Source organism: Streptomyces sp. NPDC007157 (assembly GCF_040634235.1).
GTDB lineage: Bacteria > Actinomycetota > Actinomycetes > Streptomycetales > Streptomycetaceae > Streptomyces.
Genome location: NZ_JBEYFE010000004.1, coordinates 453,647 through 479,985, shown reverse-complemented (window position 1 = coordinate 479,985; position 26,339 = coordinate 453,647). Strand labels below are relative to the sequence as shown.

Sequence of the window (26,339 nt, the reverse complement as noted above, 5' to 3'; positions counted from 1 at the left end):
GTCATGGCCGACAAAGTGCGTGACACCGATCACGAAGAGAGTTCGGGTCTGGACCTGCTGCGCGAACAACTCGTCGACTACCTCGGTGCTCAGGTGGAACATCTCGCCGACAAGGCAGGGGACAAGTTGGGGGATGTCACCGACCACCTTCTCGACGCGGCCGAGAACGGGGGAACACTCGCCGGCGTCGGCGGTCGGATGCTCCAGGGCGACTCCCCGCTGAAGGCGTTCGTGGGTCAGAAGGCCAAGGGGCTCAAGGACAACGTGATGGGCAAGGTCAAGAGCATTTTCGGCGGAGGGAGCGGTGGCAAGGCCGGCAGCACCAAGGTCATGAACATCATCGAAGTGCTCGACGTGGGTGTCCCGATCCGCACGGCGTACAACTACTGGACCGCGTACGAGGAGTTCAGCGGCTTCACCAAGGGCGTACGCAGTGTGTCCAAGAACGACGAGGTCGCCAGCACCTGGAAGGTGAAGGTCGGTCCGTCGACTCGGGGCTGGAAGGCATCAGTTGAGGAGCAGGTGCCGGACGAGCGCATCGTATGGAGCTCCGAGGGCGCGAAAGGCACCACCCACGGCTGTGTCAGCTTCCACGAACTCACGCCCGACCTGACGCGCATCGTGCTCGTCGTCGAGTACTACCCGTCGGGCTTCTTCGAGAAGACCGGCAACCTGTGGCGCGCCCAAGGCCGCCGTCTGCGGCTGGACTTCAAGAACTTCCAGCGCTACGTCACGTTCGCCGACGAGGAGGTCGAGGGCTGGCGCGGAGAGATCCGCGACGGCGAGGTGGTCCGCAGCCACGAGGAGGCGTTGGAAGACGAGGAGGCGGAAGGGGAGGCCGAGGACCAGGAGGAGTACGACGAAGAAGACGGGGAGGCCCCCGGCGAAGAAGAGGGAGAAGAGGGAGAAGAGGAAGAGGAGTACGACGAAGACGAGCCGGAGGAGGAGTACGACGAGGAGGCCGAGGAGAACGGGCGCTGACGCGGCCTGCGCCAGGCGATTCCCCCCGGTTCGGCCTGCCCTGACACTCGGGCCGTGTTCCCGAGCTCTCAGACCACCGGGCGGTTCAGGTCCGTTGGGCCCGGTGGAGGAGGGTGTGCGGTCCGTGGGCCCGTAGCGCGGCTCGGGCGGCGTTCGCTCCGGGGGCTCCGTGGACTCCGCCGCCGGGGTGGGCGGCCGCGGAGGCGAGGTAGAGGCCCTTTACGGGGGTCTCGGGTCGGCCGGTGCCGGGGACGGGACGGAAGACGGCCTGCTGGTGCAGTGCGGTGGTGCCGTTGTTGATGGCGCCGTTGTGGAGGTTCTCGTCCATCGCCTGGAGGGTGGTGGGGGCCAGGATCCGGCGGGCCAGGATCCGGGTACGGAAGCCGGGCGCGAACCGCTCCACCTGGGTCTCGACACGGTCCGCCATCGCTTCCTGTTCACGGGCGTCCCAGCGGCCGGTGATGCCGTCGGGGCCGGCGTCGGAGGTGATGTGCTGTGGGACATGGGTGTAGGCCCATGCCGACTCCGTGCCGGCGGGTGAGCGGCTGGGATCCGCCGTGGTCATCTGCCCGAACAGGGCGAACGGCTCGTCGGGGACCTGTCCCACGGCGATCTGCGAGGCGAACCGGGTCAGACTGTCCATGCCGTCGGCCACGTGGACCGTTCCGGCTCCGGAGGCCTGCGGGGCCGTCCACGGCACCGGGCCGGTCAGGGCCCAGTCGACCTTGAAGGTCGCGAAGTCCCACTGGAAGCGTTCCAGGTCCCGCAGGAGGCGGGAGGGAAGGTGCTCCTCCTCCACGAGCTCCCGGTACAGGGCCGGCGCCGACGTGTCCGCGAGCACCGCGCGGCGCGCGCCGACGGTCTCGCCGTCGGCCGTCCTGACGCCCACCGCCCTGCCGCCCCGTACGACGACGGCCACGGCGCGTTCCCCGCACCGCAGAACGCCGCCGCGGTGCTGCAGCCGGCTCACGAGCGCCGCGGTCAGGGCGCCGGCCCCGCCGACGGGGACCGGGAAGCCGTGGCTCTGTCCGAGCATCGACATCAGCCAGCCGAATCCGCCGCTGCCCACCGCCTCGGGGGCCAGGTCGGCATGCAACGCGTTCCCGGCCAGCAGGAGCCGTCCCCCCTCGCCCCGGAACTCCTCTTCGCCCAGGCGGCGCACTGGCAGGACCAGATTCCGGGCCAGCCGCAGTCCGCCCGCGGCCCGGAACTTCGCGGCCAGCCGGAGCCCGGAGCGGACTGGCGGGAACGGCGTGAACAGGGCCTGCACCAGATCCTGCCCGACACGGCGCCAGGCCTCGTACAGGTCCCGCCAGGCATCGCCGTCACCCGACGCGAACGCGTCCAGCCCCGCTGCGGTCCCCTGCACCCGGCGCTCCAGCACGGCGCATCGCCCGTCCCGCAGCGGGTGGGCCAGCACGCGCGGGGCGTGGCTCCACCGCAGTCCCTCCGCGGCGAGATCCAGCCGGGCGAGGACCGGGGACACGGCGGCCAGCGGGTAGAAGGCGCTGAAAAGATCGGAGACGTAGTCGGGGTGGACACCGCGATCGCTGCGCACGGCGCCTCCGGGCTCCTGCTGCGCCTCCAGGACTTCCACGCTCCACCCGGCATCCGCCAGCAGATTGGCCGCCACCAGCCCATTGGGACCGGCGCCGATCACCACCGCGTCAGGCATGGCGGGTCCCTGCCCGGCCCCGCTCGACGGGATCCTGTTCCACAAGTCTGGCCAGGCGGGCCAGCATGCCCCGGTGGCGCAGCAGGAACAGCGCTTCACTCGCAGCGTTGTGGAGGGTGCCTCCCAGGCCACGCAGGGGGTGTTCGTCGCAGATGACGAGGGTTTCCTCCTCGCCCCATGGCCTGAGCTGGAGGAAGATCCTCGCCGTGCCCAGCGGCTTGAACGAGGCTTCCAGTTCCAGCTCGCTTCCGGCTTCCTGGTGGCGGACCGTCGTCACCCCGTCGGCCGACCAGGGCCCCAGGCGCACGGTGTAGCGGAGCCTGGATCCGACCGCGGGCCAGGTCCGGTCGAGTGGCACGGACCTGGTGGGCCCCACCACCCACTCTCCGTAAAGAGTGGGATCGGCCAGCACGGCCCACACCGCGTGCGGGGGACGCTGGATCAGCTGATGAAGGACGGCCACGGAGGAGCCCCTTCTGCGGGAACGGACGATGTCTCACACAGCCGCGTCGAGCGGCACTGGGAGAGCCGGCCTGCGTTCGTACCGGCGCTCGCACAGGGCTGGAACACCCGGGCACGGCTGACGCCCTCGTCCGCCATGCGGTGTCACGGCCATGGTGCGCGCACTCGAATGCCCTCGCATCTCACGCAGACCGGATTGCGGCGCGGCGCGGCGCCTGTCGGAGGGGCCGGGCAGGACGGGGTCCGTGCGTTCGGAGATCTGGCGCCGCGCGGTCGGGGGACGGCTCTGAGGAGCGTAGACAAAGAGGTGCAATACGACTGACGATGAGTGATCGGTTGGAAGTCTCCCGTTGGAGGAACTCGCGTGACCCCTGCCCCGTCCACGTCTCTTGCAAGTTGGCCGACGCCGCTGGAGGGGGCTCCGCGTCTGGCTGCCGCCCTCGGTCTGCGGGAGGCCGATCTATGGATCAAGCGAGACGATCTGATCGGTTTGGGGGCAGGCGGAAACAAGGTCCGCAAACTCGAGTACACGGTCGGCGCGGCCCTGGCTGCCGGAGCGGACACCCTGGTCACGGTGGGGGCTCCGCAATCCAATCACGCGAGGCTGACCGCTGCGGCCGGGGCGAAGCTCGGTCTCGATGTGGTGCTGGTCTTTCCGGGCGGGCCCGGCGAGTCACGGTCGGGAAACCTGACCCTGGACGCCCTCTTCGGGGCTCAGGTCCACTGGGCAGGCGACGCCGACCTGCAACGGCTTGTCGCTGTCGCGGAGGAAGTGGTCGAGGTACTGCGCCGCAGGGGGGCGCGTGCGGAGCTGATCCCGTTCGGTGGGTCCAGCGCCGTGGGAGCCCGGGGCTATGAGCAGGCCGGCAGGGAACTGCTTTCCCAGATTCCCTCGCTGGACCTGGCCGTCGTCGCGTTGGGTTCGGGTGGCACCATGGCCGGTCTGGTCGCCGCGCTGGGGGCCGACCGTGTACTGGGTGTCGATACGGGCGCGATGGACGACCCGGCCGCGGCGGTCGCCGCCATGGCCGGCGAACTCACCGGTTCCGCGGTGCGGGACCGGCTCCGCATCCGTTCGGACCAGGTCGGTTCCGGCTACGGCCGGCTCACCGAGTCCACCGCCGCGGCGCTGCGACTCGTGGCCCGCACCGAAGGCATCGCACTCGATCCTGTCTACACGGGGCGGGCCATGGCCGGACTCCTGGCCGCGGTCAGGGACGGCACCGTCGCAGCCGGCCGGACGACCGTCTTCTGGCACACCGGCGGCCTGCCCGGACTCTTCGGCCACGCCGAGGCCGTCGACCGCTTCGACCGTGCCCTGTCGGTGTTCCCGGCATAGACGGGGTGCAGGCACCGTGGCCCCTGGGTCGGGCGTCCGGACCGAACGCGTCTCACCATCGCGAACTGCCGGTGGTTTTGGCAGCCGTGCGCGGGATGGCGACACCGCCAGTCGTCCTTGCTCATCCTCATCCGGCTTGGCGAGGGTATCCGTGGACGCCGTCGCAGCGTGCATAGGATCGTCGGCATGACGCTGCGCCTTGTTCAGGTGAACATGAAGGCTCTTGACGACTCGGCGGTCGGCCGGTTCTGGGCGCAGGCGCTCGGCTGGAACGTTTCCGGCGAGGGATCCGGCGTGACCGCCGTTCAACCCGCCGGCTTCGACTGGCTGGACCCGGTCACCGTCGGCATCGACGTCGTCACCGTCCCGGAACCCAAGACGACGACGAAGAACCGTACCCACCTCGATCTTGCCACCACCTCTGCCGCCCATCAGGCGGAGTTGGTCGCGCGCCTCCAGGCCCTCGGCGCGACGCCCGTCGACGTGGGCCAGGGCGACGTGCCGTGGACGGTCCTCGCCGACCCCGAGGGCAACGAGTTCTGCGTGCTGGAGCCCCGGGAGATCTACCGCGACACCGGGCCGATCGCCGCGGTGGTCGTCGACTGTGCCGACCCGCGGGCCATGGCCCGGTTCTGGGACGAGGCGACGGACTGGACGTTGCACGAGGTGTCCGACGATCACGCGGTGTTGCGCTCCGCCAAAGGGACCGGCCCGTATCTCGAGTTCCTCCGCAAGCCCGGCGCGAAGACCGTGCCGGACCGCGTCCATCTCGACCTGGTGCCGTACCCCGGTGACGGACAGAAGGCGGAGGTGACCCGACTGCGGTCCCTCGGCGCCAACGACCTCGACCTCGGCCAGGGCGACGTCCCGTGGGTATGCCTGGCCGACCCGGAGGGTCACGAGTTCTGCGTCCTCGCCCGGTCCTGACACCCCGTCATGCGAACCTGCTGAGGCGACGCTGTGGCCGCGGTACCGCAAGAGTGGCGTCGGCGACCGGGCACAGCATCACCCGAGCCGGCGGGTCGCGACAACGCCCTTGCGCAGCCGGTGGTCATGCTGATCCGCCGCGGCACTCGCGGGTGCCGCCCCCCGTTGCCGACGAGTCCGGTCAGAGTGCGGCGAGGCGCGACTTGAGCAGGCAGAACTCGTTGCCTTCGGGATCGGCGAGGACGTGCCAGGGCTCTTCGCCACTCCGACCGATGTCGGCCGATCTGGCGGCGGGAACGGCGGGCCCCCGGACACCACCGGTGCGGTGGTGTCCGGGGGACTGGCCTGCCGGGTGTCAGGTGGTGCGGCGGCGGGCCGGCGCACGTGACGCGGACTTGGGTTCCCGGGTCGGGGTTTTCGTCTGTACGGTGCCGTCGGCGACGTCGGTGTCGAGCACCTGATCGCCGTACAGGTCATGGAGCCAGTTGGTCTGGTAGATGGTGTCGAGGTAGCGCTCCCCGAGGTCGGGGGCGACCGCCACCGCGGTGAGGTCACCGGTGTCGTGCCGGGACAGCCAGTCCGTCGCTCCGCTGACGACGGTTCCGGTGGAGCCGCCGAACAGGAAGCCGTGTCTGGCCATGCGATGGCACATCCGGATGGTGTCTGGCTCCTCGACCTTGATCACCTCGTCGACGAGGGACTCGTCGAGCAGCGGCGGCCGCATGCTCATGCCGAGGCCCGGGATCATCCGGCGGCCCGGCTCGCCACCGAACGCCACCGAACCGGCCGCGTCCACGGCGACGATCCGCACCGGCCTGGGCCACTCGCGGAAGTAGCGCGCGCAGCCCATCAGGGTTCCGGTGGTGCCGGCCCCGACGAACAGCACGTCCAGTTGCGGGAACCGGCGGGCGATCTCGGGGGCGGTCGTACGGTAGTGGGCCAGCCAGTTGCCGGCGTTGGTGTACTGGCTGAGCCAGACGTACCGGTCGTCGGAGGCGCACAGCGAGCGGACGTAGTCGATCCGCTTGCCCAGGAAGCCGCCGTTGGCGTCCTGGTCGGCCACGATGTGCACTTCGCTGCCGAGCGCCTCCATGAGGAGTCTGGTCGACAGGTTGCACCGGGAGTCCGTCACACACAGAAACCGGTAGCCCTTGCTTGCGGCGATCATGCTGAGCGCGACGCCGAGGTTTCCGGAGGAGGACTCCACGAGAACGGAATCCGCTGTCAGGATTCCGTCCCGCTCGGCGCTCTCCACCATCTCGTTCGCGGCCTTCAACTTGATGGAGCCGGCGAAGTTGAACGCCTCGCACTTCAGGTAGAGCGGGTATCCGCAGATCGACGCGAGATCGACGAAGAGGTCGCCCTCGTTGAAGGCTTGGGGAGCGGATATGACAGGCACGGCGGGCCTCCTGGTGCCGGGCCGAGGACCACGGCCTCAGCCGTACCGACGCAGTTCGTGGAAGAAGTCATCGATGAGACGCAGGTCTCCCGCTCGGGACACCTCGTCGTAGACGTGCTTGCCGACGGCGAGGTCGAGGACGCCGAGTCCGAAGGGCGAGAAGATCACCGGTCGGTCGGCCGGCGGCGCGGCCCGTCCGGCCATGACGTCGCCGAGGGTTCCGTTCAGGAAGTCACGGTTGCCGCTGAGCTGTTCGGCCAGGTGGGGCGACGTGTCGGCCTTGAGACAGTGGTCGACGTCGTCGACGAAGTTGGCCGCGCCCAGCAGGATCTCCGGGGCGAGGTCGCGCAGGGAGACGTGCAGGACCAGCGGGTTGTGGCTGAACAGGGCCTGGTCGGTCACGTGCGGCTGGCCGGCGATGGTGGCGAAGACCACCAGGTCGCTGGCGCGGACCAGGTCCTCGGCGGTGTCGTGGACGGTGATGTGCGCGGTCGTGCCGGTCTCCCGCAGGTAGCCGCTGAAGCCGGCCGCGCTGTCGGCGGACAGGTCGTGCACGCCGATCTCGTCGAAGTCCCAGCCCGTGCCGGCCAGGAAGGTGTGGATGTAGCGGGCGATCAGGCCTGTGCCGAAGAAGCCGACCCGGGTGGGGCGGGTCCGGTTGCGGCTGAGCCAGTCGGCGGCCAGCGCCGCGGAGGCGGCCGTCCTGGTGGCGCTGATGATCGAGCTCTCCAGGCAGGCGAACGGGTAGCCCGTGTCGTGGTCGTTGAGGATGAGCACCGCGGAGGCTCGCGGCAGCCCGGTGCTCACGTTCTCCGGGAAGCTGGAGATCCACTTCAGGCCGTCCACCTGGATCGGGCCGCCGATCGAGGCCGGCAGCGCGATGATCCGCGAGGTGGGGCGGTCGGCGAAGCGCAGGAAGTACGACGGCGGGTTGACCGAGTCGCCCGCGTCGTGCAGCCGGTAGACGGTCTCGACCAGCTCCACGAGCGGTTTCTCACGTCCGCTCAGCGCCTGCTTCACCTGTTCGCCGGTGATCACCGCGAAGGTGGGTACGGCGGGCCCGTCGGGCACGACGGACCGGGTGGCGTTGGACAGGGTGTCGGTCATCGCTCGCTCGCCTCCAGAGCCGGGCAGTCGTCGGTAGGCCGCAGGGGCTCGCCCAGGCCGACCAGCACCTGGCGCTCTCCGGTGAACGCCTCCCTGCTGTGCGCGCTGCGGATGTTGTCCACGAGCAGCAGGTCACCGGCCTGCCAGGGTTCGCGCCTGGTGTGCGCCTCGTAGGTGCTGTTGATGAGCCGGACGACGTCCTCGTCGATCGGGGTGCCGTCGCCGTGGCGGGTGTTGAACGGGAGCCCCTCGGGGCCGTAGACGTCGAGGAGGTACTCGCGTACCTCCGGGTCCAGCGTCCACTCGTTGAGGAAGGCGATCTGGTTGAACCAGCAGCGCCGGCCGGTGAGCGGGTGCCGGACGACGGCGGCGCGGTGCTGCTCGGTGCGCAAGGTCCCGTCGGCCTGCCAGGTGCAACTGATGCCGTTCGTGCGGCAGTAGTGCTCGATCTCGGCGCGGTCGGCGGTGCCGAACGACTCCGCGAGGCTCGCCCCGATCTCGTCGTTGTAGCTGCGGGTCAGGATCCAGCCCTCGCGCTCGAACCGTTCGGTGAGCCCGGCGGGCAGTGCCCGCAGCACCTCCTCGGCGTCGGCCACCGCCGTCGCCCCGCCCTGCTCGGGCGCGGTGAGACAGGCGAACAGCAGCAGACCGGGCACCTGCTGCTGGTAGCTCAGCTCGTGGTGCATGCACATCGGCTGGTTGTCCGGCCAGGGCGTGGAGGAGTACAGCCCCCGGCCGTGGGCCTCCCGGGGCGCGAAGGCCTCCCGCTCCGTCATGAGGTCACCGGCCAGCCGGGTGAAGACGGCACCGGCCTGGCCCGCGTCGCGCAGGCCGAGACCGCGGACGACCAGCGCCCCGTGCTCGGTGACCTGAGCGCGCAGCGCCTCGCGGTGCTCGGCCGTCCACCTCGGAGCGTCGTCGGGGGGATCGACGCACAGCAGTGCCGGTTTGTCCGGCCGCAGCTCCACGTCGAGTGGTGATGCCAGGGATGAGAACGGCATCTCGGGTTCCTTTCGGTCGACCGCCTGGAGTGTGACGGGGGTCAGGAGGAGGCGAGGGGAAGGACGGCGTTCAGGACGGCCTGTGCCGTCTCGGCCGGACGGGTGCGCAGGAAGTGGTGTCCCCCGTCGGCGAGTTCGTGGAGGTCGACGTGGTCGGCCAGGAGCAGCCAGTCCCGGTGGCGCTGGGCGTGGCCGGCGGTGTGCGGGTCGTCGGCGGCGACCACCACCGAGACCGGCGCGGTCAGTTTCACCGGCGGCGGGGCTTCCAGGACCTGGTGGAAGTAGCGGTGCGCGGCGACGCAGTCGTACCGGTAGGCGGCGGCGATGTGTTCGGCGTGCGGCGGGTTGAGTTCGACGAGCTCCGCGTAGCCGCCGTCCCCGGTCAGCCGCCCGGCGATCTCGGCGTCGCTACTGCCGGTCAGTTCGACGATGGCGCTGAACCGGTCGTTGGCGGTGCCGAGCAGTTGCGCGCCGAGGAAGACCCGGGCCACGTGCACACCGCGCTGCTGGAGCCTGCGGGCGGTCTCGAGGGCCGTCGCGGTGCCCGAGGAGTGGCCCCACAGCACGACCCGGGTCAGGCCGCGGGCCGTGATCTCGGCGACGGTCCGCTCGGCCACCTCCTCGATGGACGCGAACGGTTCGGGGGGTGCGGCCAGGTTGTGACCGGGCAGGTCCACGGCGAGGACCGGCAGACCGCTGCCCGCCAGCGCGCTTGCCAGCGGCTGGTAGTTGACGGCGTTGCCGCCGGCGTACGGGAAGCAGACCAGGACGCACTCCGAGGCGCGGCTCCCGCCCGACAGGGGCAGCAGCAGTTCCGGGCGTTGCCGGGCCGTGCCGTCGAGGAGGGCGGCCAGGTCGGCCAGGACCGGGTGCCGGGTGATGTCCTTCAGGGACACCGCGCGGTCGAGGGCGAGGCTGAGTTTGACCGCGGTGAGGGAGGTGCCGCCGGCGTCGAAGAAGTGGTCCGTGCGGCCGATCCGCCGCTCGGGCACTCCCAGCAGTTCGGCCCAGGCCGCGGCCAGCCGCCGTTCGGTCGGGCTGAGCGGGGCGGCGGCGTCCGCGGCTTCCGTGTCCGGTGCCGACTGTTCGGCCCGTGCGGTCAGGGCCTTTCGGTCGATCTTGCCGTTGGCGGTCAGCGGAAGGGTGTCCTGCCAGTGGAAGGCCGACGGCACCATGTAGCCGGGCAGGGCCGCCCCGAGTGCCTTGCGCAGCCTCTCCGGTTCCTGCTCCTCGCCGGAGTAGAAGGCGATCAACTGCTTTCCGCCACCGGTCCGTTCGGCGACGACCACCGCGCCGTCCCGTACCCCGTCCACCCGCAGCAGGGAGTTCTCTATCTCGCCGATCTCGATCCGGAAGCCGCGGATCTTGACCTGGTTGTCCCGGCGGCCGAGGAATTCCAGCTTGCCGCCGGGGTGCCAGCGGCCCCAGTCCCCGCCCAGGTAGAGCCGCTCGCCGGGCCGGTACGGGTCCGTCCGGTACGACTCTCGGGTGCGTTCGGGATCGTTGACGTACCCACGGCCCACACAGACACCGGAGAAGGCGATCAGTCCGGGGGCGCCCAGCGGGACCAACGACAGGTGCTCGTCCACGACATGGACGCGTACGTTGTTGACGGGCCGCCCCAGCAGCACCCGTTCGGGTACCTCCCGGAGGACCTCGTGGTTGGTGTCGTCCGAAGTCTCCGTCAGACCGTAGGCGTTGAGCAGTTCGATGCCCGGCTGGACCGCGAACCACCGCTGGACCAGCTCCCGTTTGAGCGCCTCGCCGGTCACCGACACACAGCGCAGGTCCGGGAGCATGCGCGGGTGCCGCTCCAGATAGGTGACGACGACCTCCAGATACGACGGCACGAGCTGTGCCACGGCGACCCGGCCGCGTTCCAGGGTGCCGACGAACCGCTCCACGTCGGTGATCACGTCCTGCTCGACGAGCAAGGTCCGGCCGCCCACCAGCAGCGGGGCCATCAGCTGCCACAGGGAGATGTCGAAGCACTGCGGGGCGGTCTGCGCGACCACCGATCCCTCGCCGATCGACAGGTCGTCGATCTTGGCGTGGAGATGGTTGAGCATGCCCGCGTGCTCGCACATCGCGCCCTTCGGCTCGCCGGTGGAGCCGGACGTGAAGTAGATGTAGGCGAGTTGATCGGGGTCGACCCGGATGCCGGGGTCGTCGTCGGCGTGCGATTCGGCGTACGCCGTCTCCATCAGGAGCTTCTCGACGCCCTGGAGGGTGGCCAGTGCCTCGTCGAGGGAGTGGGTGCTGCCGGATTCGGTCAGGACCAGCCGGCATTCCGCCCGGGAGAGCGTCGCGGCGATCCGGCCGGCCGGGAAGTGCGGTTCGATCGGCAGATACGCGCCGCCCGCCTTGAACACCGCCAGCACGGCCGCCAGCCAGTCGAGGTTGCGCTCGGTGACGACGGCGACGACGTCCTCCCGGCCGAGGCCCCTGGCCAGCAGGGCGCGCGCCAGCCGGTTGGCCCGCCGGTCGAGTTCGCCGTACGTCCACTGCTGCTCGCCGTGTACGGCTGCCACCGCCTGCGGATGCGTCCGGGCGCGCTGCTCGAAGAGTTCGTGTGCCCGCGCGTCCGGCAGCGGGCGGTCGGGCCCGGCCAGGCCTTCCAGCTGCTCGCGTTCCTCCTCGGCGGAGAGCAGGCTCTGATGGGCGTGGTCGGCGTCGGGCTCCGCGGTCATCAGGCGCAGCGCGGTCAGGTGGTAGCCGCCGATACGGGCGGCGGCCCGGGCGTCGAGCACGTCCGTGCGGTACCGCAGGAGCAGCGTCAGCCGTCCGTCCCGGTCGGACCAGCGCACGTGCAGGACACCGTCGTCGGCGTGGGGCTCGTCGGGTTCCGCCGGCCCGCACACCACCTCGTACGGCGGCTCCGTCAGGCCGAGTTCGCGGTGCAGCTCCGACACCGGGAAATCACGGTGGGCCAGCACTTCCGCCTCGGCGTCGTGAGCGACCGTGAGCAGGGCCGGCCAGGACCCGGCGGGGACGGACGCCCGGCACGGCAGCGGCTCGTGGCCCGCGCCGGTGGCGTACCCGGTGACCACCTCGGGTTCGCCGGAGAGCACGGCCAGCACCTTCAGGTGTGCGGCCAGCATCAACACGCCTACCGGCAGGCCCCGTTGCCCGGCCAGTGCCCGCACCGCCCCGGTCGTGTCGTCCGGCACGGGTATCTCGTGCTCGGCCGTACCGTGGGCCGGTCGCGAAGCCCACCGGGGCACGGCGGTGGCGCCGCCTGCGGTCAGTGTCCGGCTCCAGAACCGCCGGTCCGATTCCACGCGCGTTCCCATCGAATGGCCTTCCTCAACTCACGGTCGCCGTGGTGGCGTTGGCTGCTGACGTGGTCCGGCCGACGGTGCCGGGCCGGCTGCCGTTCTCCGGCATGTCCACCGCGGGGTTGCCGCCCCACTGGGCGTTCGGGGGGACTTCCTCGCCCTTCATGAGGAAGGCGTCGGGCGCCAGCACCGAGCCGTCGCCCATGGTCACGCCGTAGTGCACATGGGCGGCGATGCCGAGGGTGCAGCCGGCGCCGAGGGTGGTGACGTCGGACTTGAAGGTGCCGTCCTCCTGCGAGTGGCACTGGATCTTGCTGGCGGCGTTGAGGGTGCAGTCGTCGCCGACGGTGCTGAGCGTCCGCTCGGTCATGTAGACGCCGTCGTCGAACACCCTGCTGCCGATGCGCACGCCCAGCAGCCGCCAGACCAGGGTCTTGAACGGGGTGCCGTTGAAGATGTTGAGGTAGTGGTCCGGGACCTTCCACAGCCGCTCGTGCCACCAGAAGTACGGGTCGTAGATGGAGCACAACCGGGGGCGAAGCGCCCGGAAGGATCCGATGCAGCGCTCCACCAGGACGAAGTAGGCGGTGGAGAAGACGAGCGTGAAGGCCAAGTATCCGCCGATCACCACGTCTCCGACCACGCCGTACAGGTCCACGGAGGCGAGTCCGAAGAGGGTGAGCGCGAAGGTGTGCAGCCATCGCACGAGCAGCATGCCCGCCATGGAGCGGAGGTTGTAGCGGTTCTTCGCGGCGAGCCGTTGGCGCAGCGTGTCGCCGGTTCTGAGGTGGTCGAACCGGGTGTCGCGGTCCACCGTGCGCGGGATCTCGAAGCACGGTGAGCCGAGGAGGCCCACGCCCTCCCGGATCTCGCCGTCGAGGGGAACCATCACCTTCGTCGCCAGCAGGCAGTTCGCGCCCGTCCTGCCGCCCGCCGGATAGGCGATGTTGTTGCCCAGGAAGTTGTTCGGCCCGATCTCCACCCTGGACAGCCGGAACGAGGTGCTGGAGAAGTCGGCGTTGAGGACGGAGAGGCCGTCGGCGATCATCGTGCCGCTGCCGACGGTGACCAGCAGGGGCGACTCGTGCTGCACTTCGGTGCCGAAGTTCGAGCCGGTCTGCTCGACGCGTGACAGGTCGTATCCGATGCCTCGGAGGTAGTGGACGATGTACGAGCTGTCGCCGAAGAGCCAGGTGAAGAACTTGATGTTCGTCATACGGGCCGTGGTCCGTTGCAGCACGTAGTGGAATCCGTAGAGCGGATAGACCTTGTCGGGCTTGAGGACCAGGCCCACCAGACGCGGCACGGTGCACAGGGCCAGCAGCCCCAGGACCACGAACCCGAAGAACAGGACGACGGAGAGCACGAGGGCGTCGGGCAGCAGTTGCGAGGGGGTGAGCGCGGCCGACTGCGGGTCGAGCCGCTTGCCGATCGCCGGTACCTCGGTGAAGAGCATGTACGCACCGCCGACGGCCAACGGGATGTACAAGAAGAACATCTGCGTCAGGGTGCCGAGGCCGAACCAGGCCCGGCGCAGGGTGCCGCAGCGGGCCGGGGCGACCCTGGCGTAGTCGACTTGGGCGGGTTCCGCCGGGGATCCGTGCCAGTGCTCGCCGGCCGGGACCGTCTGGCCGCGGTACAGGGCGGACGAGTGGCCGAGTTGGGCACCGTCGCCCAGGGCGGTGTCGATGTCCAGGACGGTCTTCTCGCCGACGAAGACGTCCGCGCCGAGGGTGACCCGGCCGGTCTGGATGTGTCCCGCGTGGGCCCGGTAGCAGAGGAAGAAGGCGTCCTTGCGGATCACCGTGTCCGCGCCGATCGTCAGGAGGTCGGTGCAGACCGGGACGGAGCGGGAGAGGATCGTGACGCCCTTGCCGATGCGTGCGCCGAGGGCCCGCAGGTACAGCACGTACAGCGGGGTTCCGGCGAGGAAGACCATCGGATTCGCGTGGAGCAGCACCTTGACGAGCCAGAAGCGCAGATACGCCAGGCCCCAGACGGGGAACTCTCCGGGCCGCCAGCGTCCGACGAGCAGCCACTTGGCGGCGATCGGGAAGGCGCACAGCGCCACGAACGCGATGCCTCCGAACAGCACCGACCGCAGGTAGATGCCGGCCAGGCCCGCTCCGCCGGCGACCCACTCGTACCCCGCGGCGGTGGCGAATCCGGAGACCAGCGAGTAGCCCAGGAAGACCAGCAACTGGGCGGTTCCGCAGAGCAGATGGGCGCGCCGCTTCCCGCGCGACCCCGGAGCCGGCGGCGCGGGCGCCGCAGCGGACGGGGTGTCCGCCGGAGCGTCGGGGGCGGGTGTGGGATCCCCGAGCGCGGTGGCCAGACTCTGGATCGTGGGGTGCTGGTAGATGTCCTTCATGGACGGGGAGGGCAGATCCGCCGTCTTGCGTATTCGTGCGCAGAACTGGGCCATGACCAGTGAGTTGGCGCCGAGGTCGGCGAAGAAGTGGCCGTCGACCGGCACGCTCTCGGCGCCCAGCAGGTCGGCCAGGGTCCGCGCGAGCCGCCGTTCGGTCTCCACCCCCCTGCGGCCGGTGTCGCTCAGTGCGACGACGGATTCATCCGGCTCCGAAACGACCTCGGAGGACTGTTCCACCATGCGATCTCCTGGAGAACGTGGATGTTCCTGATCACGAACCGGCGGATTCAGTTTGTCCAGAGAGATCGACGTCTGCCACTTGTGCCCCTGATTTAAGGGGGTGGAAAGAATGACGCGCCGGGCCTTGTCCCCCGGGAATCAGGCCGGGACGGGTCCTACGCCGTTCACCCACATGGCGGTCCCCCAACCGGGGGTGCACCCCCCGACCGGGAGCGCATCGGGGAAACGGCCGGGCGGTCACCGTCACACAGGGGCGTCGACCGCTGCCCAGGAGTCACGGCCGGACGGCCTCCGGCACGCCACCACGGCCTTCGTGGCCGTGCGAGACAACGGCAATCGCGACCGTGCGAGACAACAGCAGTCGCGACCGTACGGGCACGCCGACGCACCGGGCCACGACCCCGCGCGGGCCGCGTCCCGGCAGCGGGCCGCGCCCGGATCAGCCGGCGGCCGTCCAGGCCTTGGGGCCCATGCCGCGCCACTCGATCAGATCCGGGTCGTCGACCGTCGTATTGGCCTCGGGCAGCCCGGCCCGGCGCAGGAACTCGACGACGTCGAGCAGGTGATACGCGGTGCCGACGTACTCTCCGCGGATGGTCACCCGCCTGCCACCGTCGGGGCCCGGCGGCTGCACCACCACAGGCGCGTCTTTCATGACTGCCGAATGCCCCGTTCCGAGCCGGGTCATGCGGGCGAGGCGCCGGCCGATGCGCATCGTCGCGACATCGTTCCGGCCGGTCGGGGCGCTCGACACGCCCGGAACGCGGCCCCCCGTCACACCGGAGCCGATCGCCGCGCCGGGCCTCGGGGCGGCACACCAGCGGTGCGCGGCGGGCGGGGCCGGAAACCGGCGGATGGCCGAGAACCCCCGGGAGGCGGAGGGTCAGGAGGGGAGTCCGGTGCATCCGGTACACGCCATTGGCTACCGTCCAAGGCGGCACGGCCGGTGCTCGAAGCCGGGCCGGGCGGCCGTTCCGGAGCGCGCCGGTCACGTGCGTGTTTGACGTGACGATCACACCTTCACCTATCGATTACACGTTCTTCACGTCATGCGCACTTTCGGTCACTCAGGGTGCCTGCCCGGTCGTCGGGAGAAGACGCCGCACGCCCGGCTGCCTAGCCTCCCGGCCATGCGATCACCACTGATGAGACGCTTCGGCCTCGGTGCCGTTCTCGCCCTCGCCCTGGCCGTCTTCGGACTGGCCCCCAGCGCGAGCGCCGACCCGGCACCGGCGGAGCTCACCTTCGCCACGAACGCCGCGACCACCACGCCCGGCGGCACGGTGAACCTGTCGATGACGATCACCAACAACAGGACGTACGACATCTGGTTCGTGTACCAGACGATCGACCCGACCTATCTCACCACGCAGCGCCCCGACCTGAAGTACAGCTTCACCGGCTGCAGCCTGACCGCGGTCGACGGCACCAGCACCGCCTGCTCCGGCACCGGGCCCACCAACCTCGGCACCGACTACGGCGCCACCATCCCGCCCGGGCAGAGCCGCACCGTCAACCTGACGCTCAGCGTCTCCGCCGACTCCGGCTGCAACGGCAACATCGGCTTCTACTCGTACTTCTACGCCGAGTTCAGCGACTCCACGAACACGAGCGGCGGGCCGGTCTACACACCCGAGACGCGCGTTCTGTGCGCCTGACGACCTGTCGCGGATGACCCGAAAGGTCTGCGATCAGCCAATGGTCCGGGGCCGGGCGCTCCTGCCCTCATCGAGGGCCCGGCCTGCACCGCGGACGGAAAATCGGGCAACTCGGTTCCATCGGTGGCCTGTTGGTCGCCTGCTCTTTTCCGTCATGTTTCGCAACACGACCACGAAAGCTACACACGGACACCACTATGTGACGCGACGGATGCGCCGACGAGCCGGCCTCTCAGAGGAAAGGCGGCGTCGACGCAAGGGGTGCGTCCGCTCTACGGAGCCGTACTCACCCCTGCCCGGGAGGGGACATTCACCGCATGAAGCGGACCTTACGCACAACCGTGCTCACGGTCGGTGCGCTCATAGCCACGCTCGGCCTGCCGGCCGGCGCGGCTCATGCCGACGACGCACCCAGAATCGACCTGCGGGTGTTGGTGGTCAGCGACGGAGGACCGTCGACCGACGCCATCGCAGCCGAACTGACCGACGCCGGAACTCCGTTCACCGAGATCGACCTGACCCGGTCGGGACGGCGGACGATCGACGCCGGCTTCCTGGCAGACACCGTCGACGGGCGACCGCGCGCCAAGTTCCAGGCCGTGGTGCTGCCCAACGACAACCCGTTCGCGGCCGGTTCGAACGAGATGGCGGCACTCACAGCCTACGAACAGATTTACCAGATCCCCCAGGTCGATGCCTATACCTACGCACGTCCAGAAGCCGGATTGCAGTACCCGGTCGGCAGCACCGGCTACTCCGGCAGCCTCGACGGCGCCCAGGCCGACGTGACCGCCGCAGGCCAGGCGGGCCCCTTCGGCTACCTCGACGGCACCGTGCCCTTCGAGGACAACGACCCGTCCGTGGGCGAGAGTTACGCCTACCTCGCACAGCCTGCGGCCGGCGCCGACTTCACGCCCTACGTCGAGGCGACCATCCCGGGGTCGTCCACCAAGGGCTCCCTGGTCGGCGAGTACCGGCACGACGGCCGGCGCGAGCTCGTCGTCACCTTCGTCTACAACCAGTACCAGGAACAGTTCCGGCTGCTGGCCCGCGGCATCGTCGAGTGGATGACCGGCGGAGTGCACCTCGGCGCCTCCCGCAACTACTTCGCGGTGCACGTGGACGACCTGTTCGCCGCCGACGACCGCTGGAACACCGACCTCAACTGCACGCCCGGCGACGTCGACTGCACCGACCCGAACGCCACGCCCGACCCGATCCGCATGACGTCCGCCGACGTCGACCACGCGGTGGCCTGGGAGCAGAGCAAGGACTTCACGTTCGACCTCGCCTTCAACGGCTCCGGCAGCGTCGACCAGCGCGAGGACGACAACGGCGTCGACCAGCTCGCCGACACACTGATCGCGGACAAGAACGACTTCCGCTGGATCAACCACACCTACACGCACGCCTTCCTCGGCTGCGTGCAGAACACCGCGGTGGTGCCGTGGGTCTGCGAGACCAACGCCGACGGCAGCACCGAGTGGGTCGGCGAGAACGACATCTCCGACGAGATCGCCACCAACCGGGTCTGGGCCCAGACCAACGGACTCCCCCTGGAGACCGACGAGTTGGTCACCGGCGAGCACTCCGGGATGCGGATCCTGCCGCAGCAGCCCGACGACAACCCGAACCTGGCGCCCGCCCTCGCCGCCAACGGCGTCGACTGGCTGGGCTCCGACAACTCCCGTGATCCGCAGCAGCGTCAGGTCGGCGCGGCCGAGACCGTCCCCCGCTACCCGATGAACGTCTTCTACAACGCGGGCAAGGCCTCCGAGGAGGTCGACGAGTACAACTGGCTCTACACCAGTCGCGCCCAGGGCGGCAGCGGTATCTGCGAGGACAACCCGGCGACCACCACCTGTCTGTCGCAGCCGCTGGACACCAGCACCGGCTACACCGGCCAGATCGTGCCGCTGGAGACCCGGATCGCCCTCGGGCACGTGCTGTCCGACGACCCCCGGCCGCACTACATCCACCAGTCGAACCTGGCCGAGGACCGCATCGCCTACCCGGTGCTGGACGGCGTGCTCGACGGCTACCGGGCCCTGTTCGCGGACAACACCCCCGTGGTGAACCTGCGGCTGAAGGACATCGGGACCGAGCTGAAGCGCCGGGCCGACTGGCAGGCCGCGCTCCAGGCCGGCCAGGTCACCGCCTACCGCGTCGGCGACGCCGTGACCGTCGACGCGCCGGCCGGCCTGGAGGTCACCGCGACCCTGCCGACCGGGACCACCGTGGCCGGCACCGCGTTCGGCACCGCGTACGCGGGCGCCGTCTCCGGCTGGACCCCCTCGGCCGGCGCCCCGATCGACCTCACCCTGCCGGCCACCACCGCCGCCCCGGCGGTCACGGCCGGCGCCACCGGCCCGGCCACGGATCCGGCACCCGACACCCGGGTCCCCGCAGGCGTGACCGAGTCGGTACCCGCCACCGTCGGCGACTGAACGGCGCTCCGCAGTACCAACGACCGAAGCGAGAACAGACCCACGGTCCCGGCCGCCCGCGCGGCGGCCGGGACCGGCACGACCACCCCACACCTCGGCCGTGGAGCACACCGATGCCCCTTCCCTACGGCGCGCCAGGCACCGGCACTACGCGCGTCACCCTGCTCACCGAAGGCACCTACCCGCACAGTCACGGTGGCGTCAGCGTCTGGTGCGACCAACTGGTTCAGGGCATGCCCGACTTCGAGTTCGACATCGTCGCCGTCACCGGCACCGGACGCGAACCCCTCGTCTGGGACCTGCCCGCACACGTGTCGAACGTGTGGTCCGTGCCGATGTGGGGCGACCCGCCACCGGGCCGCCCGCCCCGGGGCCGGGCCCGCCGCCAACTCGCCGACGCCTACGCCCGGTTCCTCACCGCGCTGCTCGACCCCCGGGAGGAGGAGGGCTTCCCGTCCGCCCTGTACGCCCTGGCCCGGGCCGCGGCGGACGGCACGCTCAGCCCGTTCCTGCGCGCCGACACCGCGATCACCGTGCTGACCTCGCTGTGGAACCGGCCGGGGCTGGCCGTGCGCGAGGCCCGGCCCACCCTGCACGACGCGCTCACCGCGACCGCCCTCCTGGAACACGCCCTGCGCCCGTTGACCGCTCCGCTGCCCGAGAGCGGGGTCGCGCACGCGGTGAGCGGTGGCGTCGCCGCGCTGCCGGGGCTGGCCGCCCAGGAACGGCACGGGGTCCCGCTGCTGCTCACCGAGCACGGCGTCTACCTGCGGGAGCGCTACCTCGGCTATCGGACCGCGCCCTACCGCTGGCCGGTGAAGGCGGTCGTCCTCGGGTTCTTCCGGCTGCTGGCCCGCGAGTCCTACCGCAAGGCGGCCCTGATCACCCCGGGCAACCGCTACAACCGGCTCTGGGAGGAGGAGGGCGGCGCCGATCCGGAGGCCATCCGTACCGTCTACAACGGCGTGGACCCGGCCGCGTTCCCGGCGGCCGGACCGGAACCGGAGGCGCCCACCCTCAGCTGGGCGGGCCGCGTCGACCCCATCAAGGACCTGGAGACGCTGATCCGGGCCTTCGCCCTGGTCCGGGCCCAGGTCCCCGAGGCCCGGCTGCGGTTGTTCGGCGGGACGCCCCGGGGCGGCGAGGCCTACCGGGAGCGCTGCGCGGCGCTGGCCGCCGAGTTGGGGCACGGGGACGCCGTGACCTTCGAGGGCCGCGTCGACGACATCAAGGACGCGTACGCGGCCGGGAACGTGGTGATGCTCTCCAGCATCAGCGAGGGCTTCCCGTTCACGCTGATCGAGGCCATGTCCTGCGGGCGGGCCACCGTCTCCACGGACGTCGGCGGGGTCCGGGAGGCCGTCGGCGACACCGGGCTGGTCGTCGCGCCCCGCGATCCGGCGGCGATGGCCGCGGCCGCCCTCGAGCTGCTGGGCGATCCGGCGCGCCGCCGGGCGATGGGCGAGGCGGCCCGGCTGCGGGTGATCGAGCAGTTCACGCTCCGGCAGACCATCGACACCTTCCGCGCCATCTACCTCGAACTGCCCGGCCGCGCACGGCGGTCGGCGGCCGAGCCGGCCGCCGCGGCCGAGCTGCCCACGGCGTCCGTCACCCGGAGCGTGGCCCTGTGAGCGGGCCGATGTCCCTCGAACCCGGCGGCTCCGAACAGGACACGCTGGCCCTGCGGCTGGCCGAGCCCCGGCCGGCGCCCCGTCGCCGGCCGCGCTGGGCCCTCGACGACACCACGCTGACCGTACGGCTGCCATGGCGCGGCCCGGACGAGGACGCGGTCAGCGAACTCGCCGCCGAACTCGCCGACCGGACAGGTCCCGCCGTCCACCCCTACGAAGTGGCCGCGCTGCTGGAGTCGGAGGGCCTGTCCGCCGCCCTGATCAACGAGCGGTACGGCCACCCGAACCTGTTCTCGCTCGCCTCGGCGCTCTACGAACGGGTGCCCAGGACGTTCCCGGAACCCGCGCCGGCGGCCGACCCGTGGCGCCCGGACACCGTGCGCTGTCTGCTGCGGGGCGTGCTGTTCGCGCTGCCCGGACTGGCGTATCTGCTGACCGCGCCGCTGTGGAACGCGGCCGGGCACGCGCCCGCGCTGATCGTGGCGGGGCTGGTCTCCTGGGCGTGGGGGCAGGCCCTCGGCCACCGCGCCCATCTGCGGATGACGACCGGACGGCACGAGGCGGGCCGTACCCTCCTCATCGGCGCACCGGCCGGGGCGGTGCTGGCCACGGGTGCCGCCGCCCTGGTCTCCGGGGGCGGCCGGGTCGTGGCGGCCGCCGCGGCCCAGTCGCTGTACCTGGCGGCGGCGGGCGTGCTGCTGGTGCTGGCCCGGGAACGGCTGCTGCTGGCCGCGCTCGGTCCGCTGGTCGCGGGTGCGGCCGTGCTGCCCTGGTGGGAGCCGGGCCGTGCGCTGCGGGCCGGGCTGCCACTGCTGGCGCTCGCCGCGACGCTCGCGGTCACCGGGTGGGTCCTGTGGCGGACCCTCTCGGTCCCGGCCGTCGCCGGCGGCCACCGGCCCAAGGTGCTGTGGTCCCTGCCGTACGGCCTGTTCGGGCTGGCCGCCGGGGTACTGGTGCTCCTCGAGGGGCGCGAGGGGCCGTACGCGGTGATCGTGCTCACCGTGAGCATGGGGCCCGCGGAGTGGCTGCTGTACCGCTACCGGGGGCTGTCGGTCGCTGCGTTGCGCGCCACCACGACCCCCGCCGCCTTCCTGCTGCGTTCCGCGGGCATCCTCGCCCTCTGTCTGCTCCTCTACCTGGCGCCGCTGCTGCCTGCCGCCCTGCTCACGGGCGCCGCTCCGGCCGCCCTGCTGCTGCTCGCGGCCACCCTGTGGACCGCGTTGCTGCTCCAGGCGTTCGGCGCGGCCTGGCCGTCGGCCGCGCTCTGTCTGACCGCCGCCACCGTCGCCGGCGCGTTCTCCCTGTTCCACCTCCCCGGGGCCGGTCTCGCCCTGCCGCTGTGCTGCGGCGCCGCCGCGCTCTGTCTCGCGGCCGGCGCGCTGCTGCTGCTCGGCCGCCCCGCCCCGCACGGATGAGTCACACCCCGCAGGAACCACGTGCACAACCGACCGGAAGGAAACGACAGTTGACCTCCGCACCGCTCGCCGCCGTCACCGGGGCCGAGGGTTTCATCGGCTCGCACCTCACCGAGGCGCTGGTCGCCTCCGGGCACCGGGTACGGGCGATGGCCCAGTACAACTCCTTCTCCTCCTACGGGTGGCTGGAGACCCTCTCCCCCGACGTCCTGGACCAGGTGGAGATCGTCCTCGGCGACGTCCGGGATCCCGGATCCGTCCGCGGCCTCCTGGAAGGCGCCGACACCGCCTACCACCTGGCCGCGCTGATCGCGATCCCGTACTCCTACCAGGCCCCGCACAGCTACGTGGACACCAACGTCACCGGCACGCTCAACGTGCTGGAGGCGGTCCGCGCGCTCGGCACGCCCCGGCTGGTGCACACCTCGACCAGTGAGACCTACGGCACCGCGCGGACCGTGCCGATCACCGAGGACCATCCGATCAACACCCAGTCCCCGTACGCCGCTTCGAAGGCCGGCGGGGACCGGCTCGCCGACAGCTACCACGCCAGTTTCGACACCCCGGTGGTGACGCTGCGCCCGTTCAACACCTTCGGGCCGCGCCAGTCGATGCGCGCGGTGATCCCCACGGTGATCGGCCAGCTGGCGGCCGGGGAGCGCACCATCACCCTGGGCGACCTGCGTCCCACCCGGGACTTCATGTTCGTCAAGGACACCGCCCGGGCGTTCCTGACGGTCGGCATCGCGCCGGCCGAGCAGGTGGTGGGCCGTACCTTCAACGCCGGTACCGGCGGGGAGATCTCGATCGGCGACCTGGTCGCGCTGATCGGCAAGGTGACGGACACCGCCGTCGACGTCCGCGAGGACGAGGCCCGGATCCGGCCGGCCAACTCCGAGGTGATGCGGCTGGTCGCCGACGCGAGCCGGCTCACCGCGGCCACCGGCTGGCGTCCCGGCCACTCCCTGGAGGAGGGCCTCGGCCAGACCGTGGAGTTCTTCCGCGACCCGGCCAACCTCGCCCGGTACAAGACCGGCATCTACAACGTCTGACCTCGTCCGGCACGTCTGCGCACGTACACGAAGGAGGAGCCCCATGCACGCAGTGATCCTGGCCGGAGGCAAGGGCGTCCGGCTGCGGCCCTACACGACCGCGCTGCCCAAGCCGCTCGTCCCGATCGGCGACCAGCACGCGATCCTGGAGATCGTGCTGCGCCAGCTCTCCACCGCCGGCTTCACCGGCGTCACCCTGGCCATCGGCCACCTCGGCGAGATCATCCGCGCCTATGTCGGCGACGGCTCCCAGTGGGGCCTGACCGTCGACTACGCCACCGAGGAGAGCCCGCTGGGCACCATGGGCCCGCTGCTCAACCTGCGTGACCGGCTGCCCGAGACGTTCCTGGTCATGAACGGCGACGTCCTCACCGACCTCGACTACGCCGACGTCCTGGACCGGCACAGAGACTCCGGTGCCCCGCTGACCATCGCCACCTACTCCCGCCAGGTGCACATCGACTTCGGGGTGCTGACCACCGACGACTGCAAGGTCGTCGCGTTCACCGAGAAGCCGAGCATGGACTACCGCGTCTCCATGGGCGTGTACGGGCTGTCCCGTGCGACGCTGGACGACTACACACCCGGACTCCCGCTCGGCTTCGACGAGTTGGTGCTGGATCTGCTCAAGGCCGAAACTCCCCCGCACGCCTACGAGTTCGACGGGTACTGGCTGGACATCGGCCGCCCGGACGACTACGACCGGGCCAACGCCGAGTTCACCACCCGCAAGTCGCTTCTGCTCAAGGGAGCCTGAGCTCGTCATGCGCATTCTCGTCCTGGGCCACTCCGGCTATCTGGGCACCCATGTCGTCGCGGGGCTGCGGGCCGTACCCGGCGCGCAGGTCCTCGGCGGCGGCCGCTCGGCCGGCGCGGACCACCACGTCGACCTCGCCGCCGTCCGCCCGGAGCAGCTGGCCGAGACCCTGGCGGCCGTCGCGCCCGACACCGTGGTCAACTGTGCGGGCGCGACCGGCGGCGACGCGGTGGGGCTCGCCGAGGTCAACGCCCGCGGCCCGGCGGTGCTCTGTGCCGCGCTGCGCGACGCGGCCCCGGCGGCCCGTCTGGTGCACCTGGGCTCGGCCGCCGAGTACGGCCCCGGCGCCCCGGACGCCCCGGTCACCGAGTCGGCGCCGACCAGCCCGACGGCGCCGTACGGCGCGACCAAGCTGGCGGGCACGGTCGCGGTGACCGCGTCCGGCCTGGAGGCGGTGGTGCTGCGGGTGGGCAACCCGGTGGGGCCCGGGGCGCCGGCCGCCTCGCTGCCCGGCCGGATCACCGCGCTGCTGCGCGAGGCGGGTCCGGACCCGGAGGCGGTACTGCGCCTTGGCGACCTGTCGGCGTACCGCGACTTCGTGGACGTAAGAGACGTGGCCCGTGCGGTGGTTCTCGCGGCCACCGCCGACGGGCCCCCGCCGCCCGTCCTCAACATCGGCGGCGGCCGGGCCGTCCCGGTGCGCGAGCTGGTGCGCGCGCTGGCCGCCCGGGCCGGCTTCCGCGGCCGGATCGAGGAGAGCACGGGCGGCTCGGTGCGTTCGGCACGGGTGTCGTGGCAGTGCTCCGACATCTCCGCCGCCGAGCGGGCCCTGGGCTGGCGCCCGGCGCACACGCTTCAGGAGGCGCTGGCCGCGCTGTGGGAGAGCGACGGTACGCGGTGAGCCTGCTGATTCCGCTGTATGTGCACCCGGCCGAGGACCCGGGTGCCTGGCACCGCCTGATCACCGCCGCGAGGGGCACCTACGGTGTGGTCCTCAACCCGGCGAACGGCCCCGGCGACCGCCCCGACCCGGCGTTCGCCGCCACGGCCGACGCACTGCGATCGGCGGGGGCGCTCCTCCTCGGGTACGTCGACACCGACTACGGGATGCGCGGACCGGCCGAGGTCACGGAGGACGTGCGCCGGCACGAGGAGTGGTACGCGGCCGACGGCTGCTTTCTCGACCGGGTGACGGCGACCGCGGAGGCGCTGCCGGCCTGCCGCCGGCTGGTGCGTGCGGTACGGAAGTCGGGCGCCGGGACGGTCGTGCTCAACCCGGGCGTCCATCCGGCGCCTGGCTATGTCCGTCTCGCCGACCTGACCGTCACCTTCGAGGGGCACTGGTCGACGTACGTCTCGGCGTTCAGCAGACCGGCGTGGGCCGCCCGGCAGCCGCCGGAGCGGCTGTGCCACCTGGTCTACGGTGTGCCCGGGCCCCTCGTCCCGCTCGCGGTACGCACCGCGCACGAGCGGGGCGCGGCGGTGTGCGGTCCGGTGACCGGCGAACCGCCCAATCCCTGGGCGCAGTTGACTCCGGCTTTGACGGGAGCGCAGTTGTGAGGGCACGGCCCGCGCTGACCGCGGCCGTCCTGGCGGGGCTCCTGGCGGGCTGCTCCGGGCACGGGGACTCGTCCTCCTCGCACTCCAGGGCCCCCTCCCGGCCCGCGGACTCCCCGACCACGCCGACCGGTTCACCCACCGCCAGGCCGTCGGAGTCCGCCGCCGTCCACCCGGCCTCACCCACCGCCACCCCGACGGGCTCCTCCGGGGCGGACCCGGCCCGGGCCCGGTGGAGACCCAAGCCCGGTCTGGCCTGGCAGTGGCAGCTGGACGGAGAGGTCAAGCCGACGGTGGACGTGCCCGTCTACGACATCGACGGCTTCGAGAACTCCCGGGCGGACGTGGCCCGGCTGCACGCCGCCGGCCGGAAGGTCATCTGTTACGTCAACGTCGGCGCCTGGGAGAACTTCCGGCCCGACAAGGACGATTTCCCGCGCTCGGTGCTCGGCAGCAGCAACGGCTGGGCCGGCGAGCGCTGGCTGGACATCCGCAAGCTGTCCGTGCTGCGGCCGATCATGGAGCGGCGCTTCGACATGTGCCGTGACAAGGGCTTCGACGCGGTCGAGCCCGACCTGGTGGAGGGGTACGGCAACGACACGGGGTTCCGCCTCACCGCCGCCGACCAGCTCCGCTACAACCGCATGATCGCGGACATCGCGCATGCGCGCGGAATGTCGGTGGGCCTGAAGAACGACCTCCCGCAGATCCCGCAGCTGCTCGCCGACTTCGACTTCGCGGTCAACGAGGAGTGCGCCCAGTACGACGAGTGCGCCCGCCTCACCCCGTTCGTCGAGGCGGGCAAGGCCGTGTTCCACGTCGAGTACAAGGAACCGCCCAGTGCCTTCTGCGCCGAGTCCCGGCGGCTGGGCCTGTCGTCGATGCAGAAGAAGCTGGAACTGGGGGTGTGGCGCAGGCCCTGCTGACGTCGCGCCGGAGCCGGACCGCGGCCGGCCGCTTCCGGAGCCGGCGGATGTGGAAGTGCCCCGGTGCGCACGGTCGCCCTCCCCCAAGGAAGCGAGCGTGCGCACCGGGGCCGGCG

The 26,339-nt window shown here is 71.3% G+C and carries 20 protein-coding genes and 1 pseudogene; 12 read left to right on the top strand and 9 right to left on the bottom strand.

Going from position 1 to position 26,339, the window contains the following annotated elements; all coding sequences use genetic code 11:
- The first annotated feature begins 3 nt into the window (after positions 1-3).
- Complete coding sequence (locus ABZ642_RS10070) at positions 4-981, top strand: SRPBCC family protein (RefSeq protein WP_360480045.1); 978 nt, start codon at positions 4-6, stop codon at positions 979-981.
- An 85-nt stretch (positions 982-1,066) separates the two neighbouring features.
- Here the strand turns inward: ABZ642_RS10070 and ABZ642_RS10065 are convergent, their stop codons facing one another.
- Both ABZ642_RS10065 and ABZ642_RS10060 read right to left on the bottom strand, forming a co-directional pair.
- Positions 1,067-2,656 carry an NAD(P)/FAD-dependent oxidoreductase gene (locus tag ABZ642_RS10065; RefSeq protein WP_360480042.1) on the bottom strand — a complete coding sequence of 530 codons (1,590 nt, stop codon included), beginning with the start codon at positions 2,654-2,656 and terminating at the stop codon, positions 1,067-1,069.
- Positions 2,649-3,119, bottom strand: a complete 471-nt coding sequence (locus ABZ642_RS10060; protein WP_360480039.1) for an SRPBCC family protein — start codon at positions 3,117-3,119, stop codon at positions 2,649-2,651. Before ABZ642_RS10060 ends, ABZ642_RS10065 begins: the two co-directional genes overlap by 8 nt.
- Positions 3,120-3,482: 363 nt before the next feature.
- Between ABZ642_RS10060 and ABZ642_RS10055 the strand changes: the two genes are divergently transcribed.
- Together ABZ642_RS10055 and ABZ642_RS10050 are read left to right on the top strand one after the other, a co-directional pair.
- Positions 3,483-4,457: a D-cysteine desulfhydrase family protein gene (locus ABZ642_RS10055; protein WP_360480036.1), complete on the top strand. Its 975-nt coding sequence runs from the start codon at positions 3,483-3,485 to the stop codon at positions 4,455-4,457.
- Positions 4,458-4,643: 186 nt separating this feature from the next.
- The gene (locus tag ABZ642_RS10050) at positions 4,644-5,384 is read left to right on the top strand and encodes a VOC family protein (protein ID WP_360480033.1); all 741 of its coding nucleotides are present in this window, start codon (positions 4,644-4,646) and stop codon (positions 5,382-5,384) included.
- Between the two features lie 181 nt (positions 5,385-5,565).
- On the opposite strand, the pseudogene ABZ642_RS10045 reads toward ABZ642_RS10050, so the two are convergent.
- The 7 genes and pseudogenes from ABZ642_RS10045 to ABZ642_RS10015 form a co-directional block, all read right to left on the bottom strand.
- Positions 5,566-5,673, bottom strand: a pseudogene (locus tag ABZ642_RS10045) (VOC family protein); the annotation flags it as partial.
- 66 nt (positions 5,674-5,739) lie between these two features.
- On the bottom strand, positions 5,740-6,783 hold the full coding sequence (gene sbnA, locus ABZ642_RS10040) for a 2,3-diaminopropionate biosynthesis protein SbnA (protein ID WP_360480030.1): 1,044 nt from the start codon (positions 6,781-6,783) through the stop codon (positions 5,740-5,742).
- A 36-nt stretch (positions 6,784-6,819) separates the two neighbouring features.
- The gene (gene sbnB, locus ABZ642_RS10035) at positions 6,820-7,890 is read right to left on the bottom strand and encodes a 2,3-diaminopropionate biosynthesis protein SbnB (RefSeq protein WP_360480027.1); all 1,071 of its coding nucleotides are present in this window, start codon (positions 7,888-7,890) and stop codon (positions 6,820-6,822) included.
- Positions 7,887-8,891: a TauD/TfdA family dioxygenase gene (locus tag ABZ642_RS10030; protein ID WP_360480024.1), complete on the bottom strand. Its 1,005-nt coding sequence runs from the start codon at positions 8,889-8,891 to the stop codon at positions 7,887-7,889. The genes sbnB and ABZ642_RS10030 overlap by 4 nt, the downstream gene beginning before the upstream one ends.
- Before the next feature lie 41 nt (positions 8,892-8,932).
- Positions 8,933-12,184 (bottom strand): amino acid adenylation domain-containing protein, encoded by a 3,252-nt coding sequence (locus ABZ642_RS10025; RefSeq protein WP_360480021.1) that lies wholly within the window; start codon positions 12,182-12,184, stop codon positions 8,933-8,935.
- A gap of 13 nt (positions 12,185-12,197) precedes the next feature.
- Positions 12,198-14,780 carry a Pls/PosA family non-ribosomal peptide synthetase gene (locus ABZ642_RS10020; RefSeq protein ID WP_360480018.1) on the bottom strand — a complete coding sequence of 861 codons (2,583 nt, stop codon included), beginning with the start codon at positions 14,778-14,780 and terminating at the stop codon, positions 12,198-12,200.
- A gap of 439 nt (positions 14,781-15,219) precedes the next feature.
- The gene (locus ABZ642_RS10015; protein WP_352224989.1) at positions 15,220-15,435 is read right to left on the bottom strand and encodes a hypothetical protein; all 216 of its coding nucleotides are present in this window, start codon (positions 15,433-15,435) and stop codon (positions 15,220-15,222) included.
- A 475-nt stretch (positions 15,436-15,910) separates the two neighbouring features.
- Here ABZ642_RS10015 and ABZ642_RS10010 point away from each other — a divergent pair, with 475 nt between their 5' ends.
- The 9 genes from ABZ642_RS10010 (at position 15,911) to ABZ642_RS09970 (ending at position 26,223) form a co-directional block, all read left to right on the top strand.
- Positions 15,911-16,438 carry a hypothetical protein gene (locus tag ABZ642_RS10010; RefSeq protein ID WP_360480015.1) on the top strand — a complete coding sequence of 176 codons (528 nt, stop codon included), beginning with the start codon at positions 15,911-15,913 and terminating at the stop codon, positions 16,436-16,438.
- A 317-nt stretch (positions 16,439-16,755) separates the two neighbouring features.
- Complete coding sequence (locus ABZ642_RS10005) at positions 16,756-18,885, top strand: hypothetical protein (RefSeq protein WP_360480012.1); 2,130 nt, start codon at positions 16,756-16,758, stop codon at positions 18,883-18,885.
- Positions 18,886-18,998: 113 nt separating this feature from the next.
- Complete coding sequence (gene pelF / locus ABZ642_RS10000; protein ID WP_360480009.1) at positions 18,999-20,516, top strand: GT4 family glycosyltransferase PelF; 1,518 nt, start codon at positions 18,999-19,001, stop codon at positions 20,514-20,516.
- A complete protein-coding gene (locus tag ABZ642_RS09995; RefSeq protein WP_360480006.1) occupies positions 20,513-21,931 on the top strand; it encodes a hypothetical protein in 1,419 nt (472 codons plus the stop codon). Before pelF ends, ABZ642_RS09995 begins: the two co-directional genes overlap by 4 nt.
- Positions 21,932-21,981: 50 nt before the next feature.
- Entirely contained in the window at positions 21,982-22,983 is a 1,002-nt protein-coding gene (locus ABZ642_RS09990) for a GDP-mannose 4,6-dehydratase (RefSeq protein ID WP_360480003.1), read from the top strand.
- 43 nt (positions 22,984-23,026) lie between these two features.
- Positions 23,027-23,740 (top strand): nucleotidyltransferase family protein, encoded by a 714-nt coding sequence (locus ABZ642_RS09985; RefSeq protein ID WP_360480000.1) that lies wholly within the window; start codon positions 23,027-23,029, stop codon positions 23,738-23,740.
- Positions 23,741-23,747: 7 nt separating this feature from the next.
- Complete coding sequence (locus tag ABZ642_RS09980) at positions 23,748-24,641, top strand: NAD(P)-dependent oxidoreductase (RefSeq protein ID WP_360479997.1); 894 nt, start codon at positions 23,748-23,750, stop codon at positions 24,639-24,641.
- A complete protein-coding gene (locus ABZ642_RS09975; RefSeq protein WP_360480211.1) occupies positions 24,638-25,300 on the top strand; it encodes a spherulation-specific family 4 protein in 663 nt (220 codons plus the stop codon). Before ABZ642_RS09980 ends, ABZ642_RS09975 begins: the two co-directional genes overlap by 4 nt.
- A complete protein-coding gene (locus tag ABZ642_RS09970) occupies positions 25,297-26,223 on the top strand; it encodes an endo alpha-1,4 polygalactosaminidase (RefSeq protein WP_360479994.1) in 927 nt (308 codons plus the stop codon). The genes ABZ642_RS09975 and ABZ642_RS09970 overlap by 4 nt, the downstream gene beginning before the upstream one ends.
- Positions 26,224-26,339: the final 116 nt, after the last annotated feature.

Excerpts from the sequence above, each read along its gene's own strand:
- ABZ642_RS10070 (WP_360480045.1), top strand. The coding sequence starts at position 4 with ATGGCCGACAAAGTGCGTGACACCGATCACGAAGAGAGTTCGGGTCTG.
- ABZ642_RS10065 (WP_360480042.1), bottom strand. The coding sequence starts at position 2,656 with ATGCCTGACGCGGTGGTGATCGGCGCCGGTCCCAATGGGCTGGTGGCG.
- ABZ642_RS10050 (WP_360480033.1), top strand. The coding sequence starts at position 4,644 with ATGACGCTGCGCCTTGTTCAGGTGAACATGAAGGCTCTTGACGACTCG.
- sbnB (WP_360480027.1), bottom strand. The coding sequence starts at position 7,890 with ATGACCGACACCCTGTCCAACGCCACCCGGTCCGTCGTGCCCGACGGG.
- ABZ642_RS10030 (WP_360480024.1), bottom strand. The coding sequence starts at position 8,891 with ATGCCGTTCTCATCCCTGGCATCACCACTCGACGTGGAGCTGCGGCCG.
- ABZ642_RS10025 (WP_360480021.1), bottom strand. The coding sequence starts at position 12,184 with ATGGGAACGCGCGTGGAATCGGACCGGCGGTTCTGGAGCCGGACACTG.
- ABZ642_RS10020 (WP_360480018.1), bottom strand. The coding sequence starts at position 14,780 with ATGGTGGAACAGTCCTCCGAGGTCGTTTCGGAGCCGGATGAATCCGTC.
- ABZ642_RS10015 (WP_352224989.1), bottom strand. The coding sequence starts at position 15,435 with ATGAAAGACGCGCCTGTGGTGGTGCAGCCGCCGGGCCCCGACGGTGGC.
- ABZ642_RS10010 (WP_360480015.1), top strand. The coding sequence starts at position 15,911 with ATGCGATCACCACTGATGAGACGCTTCGGCCTCGGTGCCGTTCTCGCC.
- ABZ642_RS10005 (WP_360480012.1), top strand. The coding sequence starts at position 16,756 with ATGAAGCGGACCTTACGCACAACCGTGCTCACGGTCGGTGCGCTCATA.
- pelF (WP_360480009.1), top strand. The coding sequence starts at position 18,999 with ATGCCCCTTCCCTACGGCGCGCCAGGCACCGGCACTACGCGCGTCACC.
- ABZ642_RS09985 (WP_360480000.1), top strand. The coding sequence starts at position 23,027 with ATGCACGCAGTGATCCTGGCCGGAGGCAAGGGCGTCCGGCTGCGGCCC.
- ABZ642_RS09980 (WP_360479997.1), top strand. The coding sequence starts at position 23,748 with ATGCGCATTCTCGTCCTGGGCCACTCCGGCTATCTGGGCACCCATGTC.